Genomic DNA, 15,475 nt, shown 5'->3' with positions numbered 1-15,475 from the left:
CGCCGAGTCTGATCAGCATGAAAAAAGAAACACCGCCAGTTGGCGGTGTTCTTCTTTATATGGGCTCTTATTGAGCCAGGGATTTCAGTTGCTGCTTGTCCGGCGGGTTGTTCCAGTCGATGGGGCCGTGGGTGAAGCGGTATTGCAGGCGCGGCAGGCTGGTTTCCAGCCACTCTTCACGAAAGTAGGCGTAGCCCTGATCCCAGTCCGGGTCGTTGGCCCAGCCGGTTTGCAGGAAGTAGAGCCGGGTGCCCTGGCCTTCCGGCACGAACCGCAGGCTGACCTGGGTCTTCTGCAGGCGGATGTGGGGCAGGGAGGGCGGGAAATTCCAGCTGAAGCTGAGCAGGTCGTGGGGCATGACGGCCATCACCCGGCAACCTTCGCTGCCACGTTCACCCAGCGGGGCATCGGGTCTGAAATAGATTTCGAAGGGACCATTCGGTTCGGGCACCATCAGGCACTCCGGCGCCAGAAAACTGCGCAGGCCACTCTCAGTTGTCCAGGCGCGCCAGACATCGTCGATATGGGCCGGAACAAAGATGTTGCCTTCTATCTGCTTGTTATCCATAAATCAGCGAGCCTCAAACCATCCATACATGGGACTCAGGCAGTATAGTCCCATGGCTCATGAAATGGACAGAGGTGTGTCACACCCCTGCCATCGCCGAGAGACTATTATGCCCGTGCGATTTGACATGGTGCCTGTGTTCCATTGAGAGTGGGATCAGGCAGTCACAATGACAAGGACGCTTTGATGATCAGAGTCATGCAAGAGACGGATATTCCCCAGCTGGCGCAGCTGTTTCTCAAAGGGCGGCGGCAGACTTTTCACTGGGTCGATCCCGCGCATTTTCGGCTGGAAGATTTTGACGAGCAGACCCGGGGCGAGCAGATCTGGGTAGCCGAGCAGGGGGGAGCGCCTTGCGGGTTTGTCTCCATCTGGGGAGATGAAAGCTTCGTTCACCACCTCTATGTCTCGGCCGACTGGCATGGGCAGGGGGTGGGGCGGGCCCTGCTGAGTCACGGGTTGGCCTCTTTTCAAAAGCCCGCCTCGCTCAAGGTGGCGACCCACAACACGGCGGCGCTGGCCTTTTACCATCGATTGGGATGGCAAAATACGGCAGAAACCGGCCACTGCGAGATCACCGGCCCCTGGCGGCGGTTGATCCTGGAATAGGGCGCCAGCGCCCTGCGACTGATCAGATCATGGTTGTAGAGCTGCATTGCCGGCAGTAACGAGCGGACGCTGCCGGTAATATATAGTGTCAATCGTCTACCTTGAGTCTCATGTGGGTGAGTCAGGTTTTAACAACCGTGGCCAATTGTAAAAATAGCGGTCGCAACTGTGATGGAAAATATAACGGGGCACATCTGTGCTATTTGCCATACCCGGTATGGGGAATTGCATGGCAAAAGATGAGCTGGCGTGACGTAATGGGTAATGGCTGAATAAAGTCAGCGGTATATTCAGCCGCACTTTTTGTTAAGAAAGTGACAGCGGCTATAAAATCATTATGTTGTCATCAAACAGCCGTGCTATTCTCAAGCTGTGTTATCCCTGTGACAAACAAAAATAATTCTGTGAGGAAGTAATGAACGAGTTTCTGAAAGTTCTGCTGAACATTCGCAGCCTGCGCGCTGCCATCCGTGAATTGCCGTTTGAACAGCTGCAAGAAGCAAAAGAAAAGTTCGAGCTGGTATATAACGAGCGTGCCGAGTCTGTTGAACAAGAGCGTGCCGAACAGGAAGAGCGTCAGCGCAAGCTGAGCGAGTTCACTGAAATGCTGCAGCAGGCCGGTATCGATCCCCGTGAGCTGCTGAACAGCGCCGCCGCCCCGGCTGCCGCTGCGGGTGCGACCAAGAGCAAGCGTGCCCCGCGTCCTGCCAAGTACAAGTACCAGGAAGATGGCCAGGAGAAAACCTGGACCGGTCAAGGTCGCATGCCGAAAGCCATTGCCGAACAAGTGGCACTGGGCAAGGATCTGAATGATTTCCTGATCTGATCCACGGGATCAATCATGAATGATGCCGCCCATGAGGCGGCATTATTATTTGTGCTCACCAAAAATATCTTCTGTCAATTCCCCAACTCCCCTGATACGGCCTTGCTGTGTCGCATTCAGACCGGCACTCTGCACGTCAATTGGTCGTCCCATGATGGAATGATTAATTGGATATGGTCGTACCGATAGCTCCCTGTACGCGCTTTTGTTGTCACGTGATCATCGAAATGTCAGCCATATCTGGACTCATATAGCCCGTCAGGTATTAGCTGGCTGACGATGTGGCAATGGGAAAAGCATTAAGTCAGTCGCAAGGCGTGCCTCTTTTTTGCTCCATAACCCGCCGGATTTTACTGCGTGGTTATCCACCCTGACCGGGGGAGGCTGCTGGTCTGCGGCCTGCAGTGGGTAATACCTGAGCCAATTTATTATTAATTCCAGCCGGATCCGAAAGTCAGCGTACTTTGCATGGAAAAAGAGTGAGCTGGTCATTTAATCGGTAGACCCGAGCAATCGACAGGGTGGGAATATCGGCAAAATAATAAGGCTCCCGTTGCGGAAGCCTTATTGCTGATGGTAGCTCAACTGGCCAGCTGGGCATGCCAGCGGGCGATGTCCGGTTGTGCCCGACCAGGGTGCTGGCGCCGTGTCTCGACGGCCTCTGCCAGCATGGCGAGCAGGGTCTGGGTATCGTCCCAGCACAGGCAAGCATCGGTGACCGACTGGCCATACACCAGCTCGGCCAGCGGCGCCGGTTTCTGGCTGCCTCCCTGCAGGAAGCTCTCGACCATGACGGCGGCGATGGTGTCGCTGCCTTCCCCCAGCTGGCGGCAGAGCTCTCCTGCCACCCGGATCTGGTTCTTGTGCAGTTTCTGGCTGTTGCCGTGGCTGCAATCCACCATCAGTCGGGGCGTGAGCCCCTGCCGTGCCAGGCGCTCGGCCGCCTCTTCCACATCGCTCTGGTGATAATTGGGGCGGGTGCCGCCACGCAAGATGATGTGGCCGGCCGGGTTGCCCTCACTCTTGATCACCACCATGCCGCCCTGGCTGCCAGGGGCGGTAAACAGGTGGGAGGCTTCGCTGGCCTGGATGGCATCGATGGCCACCCGGATGTTGCCATCCGTACCGTTCTTGAAGCCGATGGGGCAGGGCAGGGCAGAGGCCAGCTGCCGGTGCACCTGTGACTCCGTGGTCCGGGCGCCGATCGCTCCCCAGCTGATGAGATCGGCCAGGTAGAGGAAGCTGGTGGTATCGAGAAACTCGGTGGCGGTGGCCAGCCCCAGCCGGTTGATGTCGAGCAGCAACTGGCGTGCCAGCTGCAGGCCATGACCTATGTCGTTGCTGCCGTCCAGATGGGGGTCGAACACCAACCCCTTCCAGCCCACCGTGGTGCGGGGTTTCTCGAAATAGGTGCGCATCACTATCTGCAGCCGATCCCGATAGTCGTGGGCCAGCACCGCCAGCCGCCGGGCGTAATCGAGGGCGGCGAGGGGATCGTGAATGGAGCAGGGACCGATGACCACCAGCAGGCGATCGTCATCCCCGCTCAGGATCTGGCGAACCTGCTGACGGTGCTGATCGATCCCGGTTGCCAGGTCGGCGGGACAGGGGTGAAGTGCCAACAGGTCGGCAGGAGTGGGGAGAGCCTCCACCGCGAAGGCGCGCATTACCGAGTTCAAGACTGCCATCTGGATTACCTTGCTGTGCAAATGGAGTGAATGACGTGCACTCCACACCGGGACCCGGACGAGGGAGCTGCAATGGGGCGTCATCACCTGTTATTGTTGAGAGTGATTATCATTATCTTGTTGTCGGCCACAAATGCAAGCACAACCGAGCGGCATACCAGAATGGGGGGGAGAGCAGGCGGGTGGCATCGCACCAATGGCAATCAAGCCCATGGCCGGCAGACCATGAGCTTGATATTTCAGGACAAAATCAGCTGATTTAGCTGTCCATCACGTCGTGACGCGCGTGGTGATAGGCCTCTTCATCCTTGCCGTGGCGCCAGTAGGGCACGGCGTAGACCCGGGTGCGATCCACCTCGAGTGTGCGCCGTACGTGGCGGCGCATGGGGACCACCAATCCCTCTTCCCCGCCGAACCAGAAGTAGCTCTGTTGTTCTTCCAGCGGCAGGGCGGTGAAGTACTCCACCAGCGGCGCCGTCTCTTCGGGGGAGCCGACAAACCAGCGCAGGGTCACCCCGGCGGGCAGCGACAGATCCTGCACATCTTCCTGATAGGGCACCAGCAGGGCGATGTGGCCGCGGGCATCGGCGGGCATCACCTCGGCCATGGCGCTGATGGCGGGCAGGGCGGTGAGATCTCCCACCATGTAGTAGTGGCTGGCGGGCTGCAGCATGGGGTCCGGACCACCTGGGCCCGAGATGGCCAGCAGATCGCCAGGCTTGACCTCGTTGGCAAAGCGGCTGGCGGGGCCGCCATCGCCGTGCAGAGCGAAGTCGATGTCCAGCTCCAGCGCCTCGCGGCGAAACGCGCGAATGGTGAAGGTGCGCATGATGGGGCGCTGGCTCGGATCTTCCCAGCGCGGCCCCTGCGGGGTGGGGGTGGGCAATACGGCGTGGGCCTGGCCCGGCTGGGGCAGCATGATCTTGATATGGGCGCCGCCACAGGTGAAGGGGTAGTCAGCGAGCTCCGGGCTGGTCAGGCAGATCCGGCGCAGGTGCGGGCTCACATCCTGAATGTGCTTGACCGTGAGCAGACGGGGACGATTGACCGGGGCGGACTGGGACATGGGCATACTCCTGACTGATAATGGCACCCATTTTTCATTAAATGAAAATTATTATCAATTGCTTTGTGCGCCAGCGGTCAGGCCCTGGTCGAGGGGAAAAGGCACACAAGGGGAAAGAATAAGGGAGAGGCCTGATGCCCTCGCGCGGTGCGAGGGCATGAGGCAAGGCAGGTCAGCTGCGATCGCTGCCCCCCAGTGCCTTGTAGATCCTGGCCATGGTGTTGAGCTGCTCCTTCTGCTGGCCGAGCAGGGCGAGCTCGGCATCCCACAACCGGTTCTGCTCATCCAGCCAGGGTTGCACCCCGGTGGCGCCGGCCTGGTAGCGGGCTCTGGCCAGCCGCTCCGCCTCCTTGGCAAAGTCCAGCTGCTCAGCCAGGTAGCTCAGGCGCTGCTCGCCGTGGTGGCGGGCGGCCAGACCATCTTCCACCTCCACCAGCGCGCTGTAGAGCTGCTTGCGAAACTCCGCTTCGGCGATCTGGTAATCGAGCCTGGAGCCTGCGATGGCGAGCCTAGTCTTGTTGTACTCGAGGAAGGGCAGCGCCAGCGTGGCGCCCAGGGTACCCACCGGGTTTTGCAGCACCTGGGTCAGGGTGTCCGAGCTGCTGCTGGCCCCGCCGGTCAGGCTCAGGGTGGGGTAGAAACCGGTGCGGATCTCGTCCCCTTTCGCCAGGGTTTTGCGCAGGCGCAGCTCGGCGGCGCGCACGTCGGACCGCCGCGCCAGCACATCGGCCGGAATGCCGACCGCCAGCGTGGGGATGGGGGTCGTCGGCAGCGCCTTGGGTTCGAATGCCAGCGGGCCGCTGCTGCGACCGAGCAACAGCCGCAGGGCATTGCGGGCCTGCTCCTGCTGCATCAGGAGCGAGCTGAGCTCCGCCTGCTTGCCGGCTTTCTGCTGGCTGGCCTGCACCAGGTCGAGCCGGGTCATGGCGCCGGCCCGGTACTTGGCCTGGGTCAGCTGCTCGGCACGCTCATAGTTGGCGAGCTGCTGCTGGCCGAGGGTGATGGCCGAACCGAGATAGGCCAGCTGCCAATACTGCTCCAGCGCCTTGCCGATCAGCATCAGGCGGGTGGCAGCCAGATCTTGGGCGGAGGCCTCGGCCTCCCAGCTCGCCTGATCCCGCACCGAGGCGAGCCGGCCCCACAGATCCACCTCGTAGCCGAGGGTCAGGGAGGGGCCCATGCTGCCGCTGGCCTTGCCGCTCTTCAGCTCCTTGGTGCCATTGCCGCTGATGCCGGCATTGACCGAGGGGGTCAGGTTGGTGTCGGCCAGATCGGCGCCGAGCAGGGCACTGCGCAGGCGCAGGCCGGCTACCTGCATGTCCGGGTTGGCGGCCAGCACGGCCTCGATCAGCCGATCCAGCTCGGGGTCGTGGAAGCCTTGCCACCAGGGGCCGGCCTGCTGCCGGGTGAGGCCGCCGTCCGGCTGTTGCCAGTGGTCGGCCAGCGCCAGCTCCTGCCGCTGATAGCTACTCTGCTGGCTGCAGGCGCCGAGACCGAACGCCAGGGTGAGGCAGAGCCCCAGTTTGGATAAGTGGTACATTGTCATTCCCTCGCCAGCGCCTCGACCGGATCGAGCCGGGCGGCATTGCGGGCGGGCAGGTAGCCAAACAGGATCCCGATGAGCGAGGAACAGCCAAACGCCATCAGGATGGAAAAGAGCGAGAAGTGCATCTGGATGCTCTCCACGAACAGGGAGAAGAGCAGGCCGATGAAGAGGGAGACGCCGACCCCGAGCATGCCGCCCAGCAGGCTCACCATCACCGCTTCGATCAGAAACTGCTGCAGTATGTCGGACTGGCGGGCGCCGACCGCGATGCGGATGCCAATCTCGCGGGTACGCTCCACCACCGACACCAGCATGATGTTCATCACCCCGACGCCGCCGACGATGAGGGAGATCACCGCGATGGCGGAGACCAGCAGCGTCATGGTGGCGGTGGTCTTCTCCACCGACTTGATGATGCTGTCGCTGCTGAAGGTGAAGAAGTCCTTCACCCCGTGGCGCTGGGTCAGCAGCTCGATGGCGGCCTGTTCGGCCAGCGCCGGTTGCACCCCGTCCTTGACCCGGATGGTGAGCTGGCTGAAGTGGTTCTGGGAGATGAGACGGCTCATCACGGCGCTGTAGGGCAGCCAGACGTTCACCGACTGGCTGCTGCGGCCAAACCCGGTCTCCTCTTCCACCACGCCGATGATGCGCACCGGCAGGGTGCCGACCAGTACCACCTGGCCGACGGGATCCTGCTTGCCGAGCAGGCTCTCGATGGTCTTGCCGTCCACCACTGCCACCGCCGCCCGGTTCTGGATGTCGCGCTCGTCGAACAACCGGCCGTTGGTGAGCTTCATCCCCTTGACCCGGAAGAAGTCGTTGCCGACCCCCACTATGCTGCCGCTGCTGGTCTTGTTGCGATAACGCAGCTGGCCGGGGGCGGCTATCTGGGGACTGGCCCCTTCCAGATAGGGCTGACCGAGCAGGGCGTCGAGATCCCGCTTGTTGAGGGTCTGGATGCTGGCCGCCTTCTCGTCCCCCCAATCCTTGCCGGGGAAGATGTCGATGGTGTTGGTGCCCATGGCGTTGATCTGATCTATCACCTTGGCGCGGGCCCCCTGGCCGAGCGCCACCACGCTCACCACGGCGGCGATGCCGATGATGATGCCAAGCATGGTGAGGAAGGTGCGCATGCGGTGGGCCAGCATGGCGTGCAGCGCCATGCGCGCCGCTTCCCGGTAGCGATCCCAGTCGTGGCCTGCCCCTTCCTTGCTGGCAGGGGCGGCGGTCGGGGTCACGGGGACGGCCGCCGGCTTGCGGCCGCTGTCCTCCTGCACCCGGCCATCTTTCAGGGTGATGATCCGGTCGGCGTGGCTGGCCACCTCCATGTCGTGGGTCACCAGTATGATGGTGTGGCCCTGGGCGTGGAGCTCCTTGAGAATGGCCATCACCTCCTTGCCGCTCTGGCTGTCGAGGGCCCCGGTCGGTTCGTCCGCCAGGATCACCTCGCCGCCGTTGGCCAGCGCCCGGGCGATACTGACCCGCTGCTGCTGGCCGCCGGAGAGCTGGCTCGGGGTGTGATGGCTGCGATCGCTGAGCCCCAGCCGCGTGAGCAGCGCCTGGGAGCGGGCCTGGCGCTCGGCCCGTGGCGTACCGGCGTAGACGGCCGGGATCTCCACGTTGGCGGCGGCATTGAGGTGCGGCAGCAGGTGGTAGCGCTGAAAGATGAAGCCGAAGTGGTGGCAGCGCAACCGGGCGAGGGAGAGGGCATCCAGGGTCGCGGTATCCTGACCGCGGAACAGGTACTGGCCACTGCTCGGCCGATCGAGGCAGCCCAGCAGGTTCATCAGGGTCGACTTGCCGGAGCCGGAGGCGCCGACGATGGCGATCATTTCCCCCGCCTCGATGGTGAGGTCGAGCGGATGGAGCACGGTCACTTCCTGCTCCCCGCTCTGATAGCGGCGCTCTATCCCTTTGAGCTGGATCAGCGGCTCGCTCACAGCATGATCTCCACGTCATTGTTGCTGGCCGGCTTGCCCTGACCCAGGGTGACCTTCTCCTGCTCGCTCAGGCCGCTGACCACTTCGATCTTGATGTCGTCCTTCATGCCGGTCTTGATGCGGCGGGTCTCCTTCTGATCGCCCTCCTTGAGCAGGGTGACCTCGTACTCGTTCTCCCCGAGCTTCTTGCCAAGGGCGGTCTGCGGAATGGTCAGCACCTGCTTGCGCTCGCCGAGCACGATAGTGACCTGGGTGGTCATGGCGACCCGCAGGGTGTGATCGGGGTTTGGCACGTCGAACAGGGCGTAGTAGTAGACGGCGGCGTTGCTGGTGGCCGTGGTGCTGGTGGCCTGCTCGTTGATGTTGGTGGGAGCCAGCTCGACGGTGCGCAGGGTGCCGTGGTAGCGGGTATCCGGGTCACCCATCAGGGTGAAGTAGACCGGCATGCCGGCCTTGACCCGGGTGACGTCCGCTTCCGAGATCTGCGCCTTGACCGTCATGGTCTCCAGGTTGGCGAGCTTGAGCAGGGTCGGCACCGTCTGGCTGGCGGCCAGAGTCTGCCCCTGACGGGTCACAATGCTGACGACGGTGCCATCCATGGGGGCCTGAATGCGGTTGTAGCCGAGCTCGGTCTTGGTGCGTTCCACCTTGATCTGGGCATTCTCGACCTCGGCCTGGGCGCTTTGCAGCTCGGCCTTGGTCACGGCCAGGAGGGCTTCGGCGCTCTCCAGATCGGCGCGCGAGCTCGCTTCCTGCCTGAACATCTGTTGCTGACGGCGCCAGCTTAGCTCGTTCTGCTTGAGCTGGGCCTGCTTGATCTTGAGCTGGGCGCGGCGGCTGGCGAGATCCGCCTCGGCGGTCTTGAGGTTGTTCTGGGCGATGAGCGGGTCGATCTCAGCCAGCAAATCCCCCTGCTTGACCTTCTGGCCCGCCTCCACCGCGAGATAGGTGACCTGGCCGGAGACCTGGGCACCGACGTCCACCTGCTCGATGGCCTGCAGTACCCCGCTGGCCAGCACGGTCTGCTCCACGTCCTGACGGGTCACCTGGGCGGTCAGCACCGGCTCGGGCGTCTTGCTCGGCCAGATCAGCCAGCCGATGGCGAGCAAGAGGATGAGGGCGAGCAGGGCAATTTTTCTCTGCTGGGGAGTTATGTTCATGTTTCACCTGAAAGAAGCGAACGAAGGCGTGCAAGGGCAATATCCTGCAGCAAACGAGGCTTAAAAAACAGCGATGAATATGTAAGGAAACATGTAGATAGCCTTGTCATTAGGCCGGGGCAATGAGGAGGGCAAGCAGGGGATGGCGGGGTAAAAAGGACCCCGAAAGAGAGGTGGCAACAGGGTGCCCACCTCACGGGTGGGCACCCCGGTCATCAACCGACGGCTTTGAGCTGCTCGCTGTAGGGCTCGTGGCAGATCTGGATGTCGATCGGCAGCTTGTAGATGAGCAGGCGGGCCAGGGAGCCTTCCATCCAGTGGTGGCGGCTGCCGACCAGCAGCAGATCGGTCGGGTGGGCGGCCAGCCAGCGTTTCAGGTCGGGCACCACGTCATCGACCACCAGACACTGGTAATCCACCGGGTGCTGCAGGGTGGTGATGAGTTCGCTGATGATGGCCTTGGCATCCAGCGTGCCCTGGGCGCTGCGCTCCTCTTCCGACAGCGACAGGCTCTTGCGGCGCATCTTGCTGCTGTGGGTCAGGTGCAACAGGGTCAGCTCGCCCCCCATGGCTTGTGCCAATTGACTCGCTTTGGCCAGCGTCTCCTGCTCGTAATCCTTGCCTTCCAGCAACAGCACAATATTGGTTGAGGTCATAAGCAGTTCTCCCTTGGCATGGCGCGGGTCACCCGGGACAAACGGCCTGTCCCATACCACTGTGTGCCCGCTATGTGTCGCATAGCACGAACCTGGCTCTCTGTGCGGCAGGCGTCACCTCGTGTCGGTGATGCATCGCCAGGCCATGTTCGTTTACATCATCATAACAGACTGAGTTGAATGGAAAATGAAGGAAAACCGGGTTTTGGCGGGAAAATGAGGTACGAGGCGTTAAAAGTGTGAGCAAAGCATGAGTCGTCTGGCCGGGAAGCACCGTGAATGGGCCGGTGAGGCAGACGATGAAGGGGGGCTGAAAAGAGGAGTGGGCGACGAACCGGCAGAGGCCGGCCCGCCGCCTGGGGTCAGATCTGCTCGCCGGAGAGATAGCGGGTCAGCCAGGGCAGCCCCTCCTTCTTGCGGCTGACGGCACCAACCAGATGCGTCGGCTGCTCGGGCAGAATGCCGTTGCTGGCGAAGTAGAGCTGGCTGCCCCCCTTGGCCAGATCGGTCAGCATCAACACATAGGCATCCAGTTCGTCCTGCATCAGCCGCGCTTGCATGGCTTGTTCCAGCTCGGCCTGGCGGCTGTGCAGCTGGGCGGGATCCATCACGCAGATCTGGCTGACATAGAGCTGGTAGCCGGCGATCTGGTAGGCCTTCTCGTCGGCGGCAAGCAGTTCGGTCATGGGGGCGTCACCGAGCTGGGTGCGGCGTTCCAGCAGGGTCTGGGCAAAGGGCTCCAGCGCCAGATCGGCCAGCGGCAGCAGGGCATGGACGGCAGCGCGATCGCGGGCCGTGGTGGTGGGCGAGGTGAGGCTGAAGGTATCGCTGATGATGGCCCCCAGCAGCAGGCGAGCCTGGGCGCGGGAGAGGGTGTCATAGCCCATCAGATCCAGCAGCACGGTGGCGCTGCACCCGACGGCACGGATCCAGGCATCGAGCGGACCCCGGGTGATGAGGGTACCGATGCGATGGTGATCGATGAGGCCCTGCACGTCCGCCTCGGCCAGCCCTTCTGGGCCCTGCTCCAGCTCGCTGAAATCCACCAGGAACACCTCCTTGTTGGCCACGCTGCCTTGTAGCAGAGGCGGGGCGGCAACGCCGGCGGTTTCCAGAATGAAGCGGGTCTCGGCGATGGGCTCGCCGAGGGCGTAGGCCTGGGCCGCCCGGCCCTGATGATTGAGCCAGTCGGCGGCAACCAGAGCGGTACAGATACTGTCGCTGTCGGGATTCTTGTGACCAAACACGTGGAGCATGGTGCCATTCCTGCGGTTGATGACGTACCTGAGGCAAGCTCAGGTATGCGGGCAAATGGGAAAACAGGGGCTGGCCCCCGCTCTGGTTTCACTCTATGCGCCGTCCCCGCTGATGGCAACCGGCGCAAGCCGCTCTGCGGCGGGTGAAACCCTGTGGTCAAAGGGACGCACACTTCTGCTGCTGAATCGTCTTGGGGCAGGGAGGTAGACCAGGGCTGTAGATTAGGGCTGGAAGGGAGGCAAGCCCGGACAGGGAGACAAGCGGAAGGAGATAGTCGTGTGGCAAGCGCCGGCGGGCTCGCCCATCACCGCAAGGTTCACGTTGCAGGAGGTGGATAGGGGGATGGGCAAGCAAAGAGATAAGGCCGTGGCTCGGGTTGGTTAGCGACAAGGATGCTCCAACCCGGCCAGGCAGGCCGTGACCATCCAAACCGCCAGGGGGTGATCTCTCCAGAATGCGGCAACGGCGGCATGGTGATGGCGCCCAAGCCGCTAAGCGGCAAACCGCCGTCACCAGCAGGCGGGGTTACACGGGGTACCCGATGCTCACCGTGGGCCCCGCGTGCAGATGGCTGGCCTGTATCTCAGCAGGCCAGCAGTTCGCGGGCGTTGGCCAGGGTATTGTCGGTGATCTGATCCCCCCCCAGCAGGCGGGCCAGCTCGTTGAGGCGGGCCCCTTGATCCAGCGCTTGCATCTGGGTTTCCGTGGTCTTGCCATCGGTGTGCTTGCTGACCACCATGTGCTGATGGCCCTTACCCGCGACTTGCGGCAGGTGGGTGACCACCATCACCTGGGTGGATTCACCCAGCTGGCGCAGCAGGCGCCCCACCACGGCTGCAGTCGGGCCGCTGATCCCCACATCCACCTCGTCGAAGATCAGGGTGGGGGTGGAGACCTTGCGGGCGCTGATGACCACGATGGCCAGGCTGATGCGCGACAGTTCACCGCCGGAGGCCACCTTGCCGAGCGGCTGAATGGGCTGGCCCGGGTTGGTGGTGACCATGAACTCCACCCGATCGATGCCAAGGGGCGAGAGGCTGCTCTGGGCATCGGGGCGTACCTCGATAGCGAAGCGGCCATCCGGCATCGCCAGCTCGTGCATGCTGGCACTCACCTTGGCGCCAAGCTCCTCGGCGTAGCGCTGGCGACTCTGGCTCAGGGCCTCGGCAGCTTGTACGAAGGCCAGGCGGGCCTCGGCCAGCTCGTCTTCCATCCCCTCCAGCCGCTCCTCGTCGGAGTTAAGGCGCGCCAGATCGGCGGCCAGCTCCTGGTGGTGCAGGGCCAGCTCGGCCGGTTTGACGTGGTGCTTGCGGGCCAGGTTGATGGCCTTGGAGAGGCGGGCTTCCAGCTCGTTGAAACGCTCGGGATCCAGCTCCAGCCGGTCCAGATAATTACGCAGTTCGCTGTGGCTTTCCTGTACACCGATCAGCGCCTCGTTGAGCATGCCGAGCACGTCGCCAAGCCGGCTATCCATGGCGACCAGGCTCTCGGCCCGATCGACGACGGTCTGCAGCAGGCCGGCGATGGTGGTCTCCTCGTTGTCATAGAGCAGGTCGAGACAGGCGCCGCACTCCTGCATCAGCTCGGTGCCGTTGGCCAGCCGCTGGTGCTCCTCTTCAATCTCTTCAAACTCCCCCGGCTGCAGTGCGAACTCGTCCAGCTCCTGCACCTGATATTCGATGAGCTGGCGACGGGCCTCCCGCTGCTGCTGTTCGGCCTTGAGCCGGTTGAGTTCGTTCTGCAGCTGGCGCCACTGCTGGTAGTGGCGACGTACCTCATCGAGCAGCAGATGGTGGCCGGCGTAGCCATCGAGCAGGGCGAGCTGGTAGTCGGGCTTGAGCAACATCTGGTGGGCATGCTGACCGTGCACGTTGACCAGCAGCTGGCCCAGGTTCTTGAGCTGGGTGAGGGGGACGGGCACGCCGTTGATGTAGCTGCGTGAGCGCCCTTCGGCGGAGATGACCCGCCGCACGATACACTCCCCTTCGTTTTCCAGCTCGTTGGTGGCGAGCCAGGCGCGGGCGGCCGGGTTGCCGTCCAGCAGGAAGCGGGCGCTGACCTCGCTCTTGTCGCTGTCCGGTCGTACCATGCCGGCCTCGGCCCGTTCTCCCAGGCACAGGCCCAGGGCGTCGATGGCAATGGATTTACCGGCCCCGGTCTCACCCGTGATGCAGGTCATGCCCGGTTGCAGATCGAGTTCGAGAAACTTGACGATGGCGAAGTTGTTGACGGTCAGCTGGGTCAGCATGGTCTCATCCTGTATGGGCCAACATTACTGTGTATGCATCCAGTATATACTGGTTTTCCATACAGTAAAGAGTCGACCCGCAACAGGATGTGCAGGAACGTCCAGCGCGCGTCAGAACAGCTTGCTGCCCCAGCCGAGCTTGTTGCGCAGCACGTGGAAGTAGCTGTAGTCGAGCGGATGCACCAGATGCAGCTTGTGGCTGCTCTTCTTGATGAGGATCTCGTCACCCGGGTGGACAGCCAGGGTCACCTGACCGTCGCAGCTCACCTGCATGGCGTCGTCCTGATTGTCCGGTGAGACCAGCAGCCGCACTTCGCTGTCGGCGTCCAGCACGATGGGGCGGCTGCTCAGGGTGTGCGGGAACATGGGCACCAGCGTGATGGCATTGAGCTTGGGGGTGAGGATGGCGCCGCCCGCCGACAATGAGTAGGCGGTGGAGCCGGTGGGGGTGGCCACTATGATGCCGTCCGAGCGCTGGCTGTACATGAAGCTGCCGTCGATGTAGACCTCGAACTCGATCATGTGGGCAATCTTGCCCGGGTGCAGCACCGCCTCGTTGACCGCCAGATTGTTGGACTTGCGCTCGCCATGGCGATAAACCGCCGCCTCTAGCAGGAAGCGGTGCTCGCTCTTGTAGTGGCCGCACAGCACCTGCTCCAGCGGCAGCAGGTAATCCTGCGGCGAGAGATCGGTGAGAAAACCGAGGTTGCCCCGGTTCACCCCGATCACCGCCACGTCGAAGCGCGACAGTACCCGCGCGGCCCCCAGCATGTTGCCGTCACCGCCGACCACGATGGCGAGATCGGCCTGCTGGCCCAGCTGCACCAGATCCATCACGTTCTCGTCCATGATGCCGAGGGCTTGGGCCACCCGGCTCTCCACCAGTACCCGAAAACCGCGGGTGGTCAGGTATTGATGCAGGCCGGTCAGGGTCTGGTTGGCCCCTTCGTGGTGGGGTTTGCCAATCAGGGCGATGGTTTTGAACGGAGAATCCATAGTCTGTCGGGTCTGGGATGAGTATTGGGGGGAGTATACCGCGCTTTGGGGGGGATTTGTCTGCCACCGGCTGGTCCGGCCGCAGCGGATGCCGGGAAAAAGCCCCAAATTGCCCGCCGCCGCACGCTCTTGGCGATAATGGCGCCCTTTTCCCCTTGAAAGCCGGGGATCCATCCCCATAATAGCGCCAACATAGTCGGCCCATTGCCGTCCGGTCGCTCAACCGGGTGGTCGGGCCCTCAATAAGTAACCCCGGAATTGGAGATGTCATGAACCACGAAGAACAAAAGGTTGAAGCGATGGAGCAAGTGGAAGCCCAGCCAGTCGAGCCGACCGATGTAGACAGTGAAGTGACAGCCGAGCAGGCCCGCATTGCCGAGCTTGAGGCACAACTGGATGCCGCCCAGCAAGCCTCTGCCGAAGAGCGCGAGCGTGCCATTCGTGCCGTCGCCGAGATGGAAAACCTGCGTCGCCGTGCGGCCCAGGACGTGGAGAAGGCCCACAAGTTCGCGCTGGAGAAGTTCGCCGCCGAGCTCTTGCCGGTACTGGACAACCTGGAGCGTGCCATCGAGCTGGCCGACAAGGAAAACGAGGCGCTCAAGCCGATGATCGAAGGGGTCGAGCTGACCCTGAAGTCCATGCAGAGCTCGGTCGGCAAGTTCGGCCTCAATCCGCTGGACCCGCTCAATCAGCCGTTCGACCCCAATGCCCATCAGGCGATGAGCATGATCGAGAACGCCGAGCTTGCCCCCAACACCGTCATTGCGGTGATGCAGAAGGGTTACGAGCTCAACGGCCGCGTCATTCGTCCGGCCATGGTGATGGTTTCCAAGGCCCCGGCCTGAGCCCCATCGCTGTGCTGAGCCCGCCGCTCGGCGGGCTTTTTATTGGCAAGTGCCCCGGCCCTGTGGTCGC

Annotated in this window: 13 protein-coding genes; 3 read left to right on the top strand and 10 right to left on the bottom strand. The window is 62.7% G+C overall.

Annotated elements, in window-relative coordinates; genetic code table 11:
- Nucleotides 1-67: 67 nt before the first annotated feature.
- A complete protein-coding gene (locus tag OKC29_RS13915; protein WP_011706794.1) occupies nt 68-568 on the bottom strand; it encodes an SRPBCC family protein in 501 nt (166 codons plus the stop codon).
- Between the two features lie 186 nt (nt 569-754).
- On the opposite strand from OKC29_RS13915, the gene OKC29_RS13910 reads away from it, so the two are divergent.
- Nucleotides 755-1,177, top strand: coding sequence for a GNAT family N-acetyltransferase (locus tag OKC29_RS13910; protein WP_041213686.1), 423 nt, complete (start codon nt 755-757; stop codon nt 1,175-1,177).
- 415 nt (nt 1,178-1,592) lie between these two features.
- The gene (locus tag OKC29_RS13905; RefSeq protein WP_017410727.1) at nt 1,593-2,003 is read left to right on the top strand and encodes an H-NS family histone-like protein; all 411 of its coding nucleotides are present in this window, start codon (nt 1,593-1,595) and stop codon (nt 2,001-2,003) included.
- A gap of 581 nt (nt 2,004-2,584) precedes the next feature.
- Here the strand turns inward: OKC29_RS13905 and OKC29_RS13900 are convergent.
- From OKC29_RS13900 to nadK, 9 genes are all read right to left on the bottom strand, one after another.
- Nucleotides 2,585-3,691, bottom strand: coding sequence for a 3-deoxy-7-phosphoheptulonate synthase (locus OKC29_RS13900; RefSeq protein ID WP_162275747.1), 1,107 nt, complete (start codon nt 3,689-3,691; stop codon nt 2,585-2,587).
- A 259-nt stretch (nt 3,692-3,950) separates the two neighbouring features.
- Complete coding sequence (locus tag OKC29_RS13895) at nt 3,951-4,757, bottom strand: siderophore-interacting protein (protein WP_042065747.1); 807 nt, start codon at nt 4,755-4,757, stop codon at nt 3,951-3,953.
- 172 nt (nt 4,758-4,929) lie between these two features.
- Nucleotides 4,930-6,303 (bottom strand): efflux transporter outer membrane subunit, encoded by a 1,374-nt coding sequence (locus OKC29_RS13890; RefSeq protein ID WP_073351057.1) that lies wholly within the window; start codon nt 6,301-6,303, stop codon nt 4,930-4,932.
- The gene (locus OKC29_RS13885) at nt 6,300-8,243 is read right to left on the bottom strand and encodes a MacB family efflux pump subunit (protein WP_024945087.1); all 1,944 of its coding nucleotides are present in this window, start codon (nt 8,241-8,243) and stop codon (nt 6,300-6,302) included. The genes OKC29_RS13890 and OKC29_RS13885 overlap by 4 nt, the downstream gene beginning before the upstream one ends.
- A complete protein-coding gene (gene macA / locus OKC29_RS13880) occupies nt 8,240-9,403 on the bottom strand; it encodes a macrolide transporter subunit MacA (protein WP_073351055.1) in 1,164 nt (387 codons plus the stop codon). Before macA ends, OKC29_RS13885 begins: the two co-directional genes overlap by 4 nt.
- A gap of 215 nt (nt 9,404-9,618) precedes the next feature.
- A complete protein-coding gene (locus OKC29_RS13875; protein WP_016351469.1) occupies nt 9,619-10,059 on the bottom strand; it encodes a universal stress protein in 441 nt (146 codons plus the stop codon).
- A gap of 362 nt (nt 10,060-10,421) precedes the next feature.
- On the bottom strand, nt 10,422-11,315 hold the full coding sequence (locus OKC29_RS13870; RefSeq protein ID WP_073351053.1) for a DHHA2 domain-containing protein: 894 nt from the start codon (nt 11,313-11,315) through the stop codon (nt 10,422-10,424).
- A 584-nt stretch (nt 11,316-11,899) separates the two neighbouring features.
- Nucleotides 11,900-13,564, bottom strand: a complete 1,665-nt coding sequence (gene recN / locus OKC29_RS13865) for a DNA repair protein RecN (protein WP_011706784.1) — start codon at nt 13,562-13,564, stop codon at nt 11,900-11,902.
- A 111-nt stretch (nt 13,565-13,675) separates the two neighbouring features.
- Nucleotides 13,676-14,560, bottom strand: a complete 885-nt coding sequence (gene nadK / locus OKC29_RS13860; protein ID WP_145980027.1) for an NAD(+) kinase — start codon at nt 14,558-14,560, stop codon at nt 13,676-13,678.
- A 269-nt stretch (nt 14,561-14,829) separates the two neighbouring features.
- Here nadK and grpE point away from each other — a divergent pair, with 269 nt between their 5' ends.
- The gene (gene grpE, locus OKC29_RS13855) at nt 14,830-15,405 is read left to right on the top strand and encodes a nucleotide exchange factor GrpE (protein ID WP_017410718.1); all 576 of its coding nucleotides are present in this window, start codon (nt 14,830-14,832) and stop codon (nt 15,403-15,405) included.
- Nucleotides 15,406-15,475 lie beyond the last annotated feature (70 nt).

The organism is Aeromonas sp. QDB34, assembly GCF_027705405.1.
GTDB lineage: Bacteria > Pseudomonadota > Gammaproteobacteria > Enterobacterales > Aeromonadaceae > Aeromonas > Aeromonas hydrophila.
This window is presented reverse-complemented; position numbering and strand designations above follow the sequence as displayed.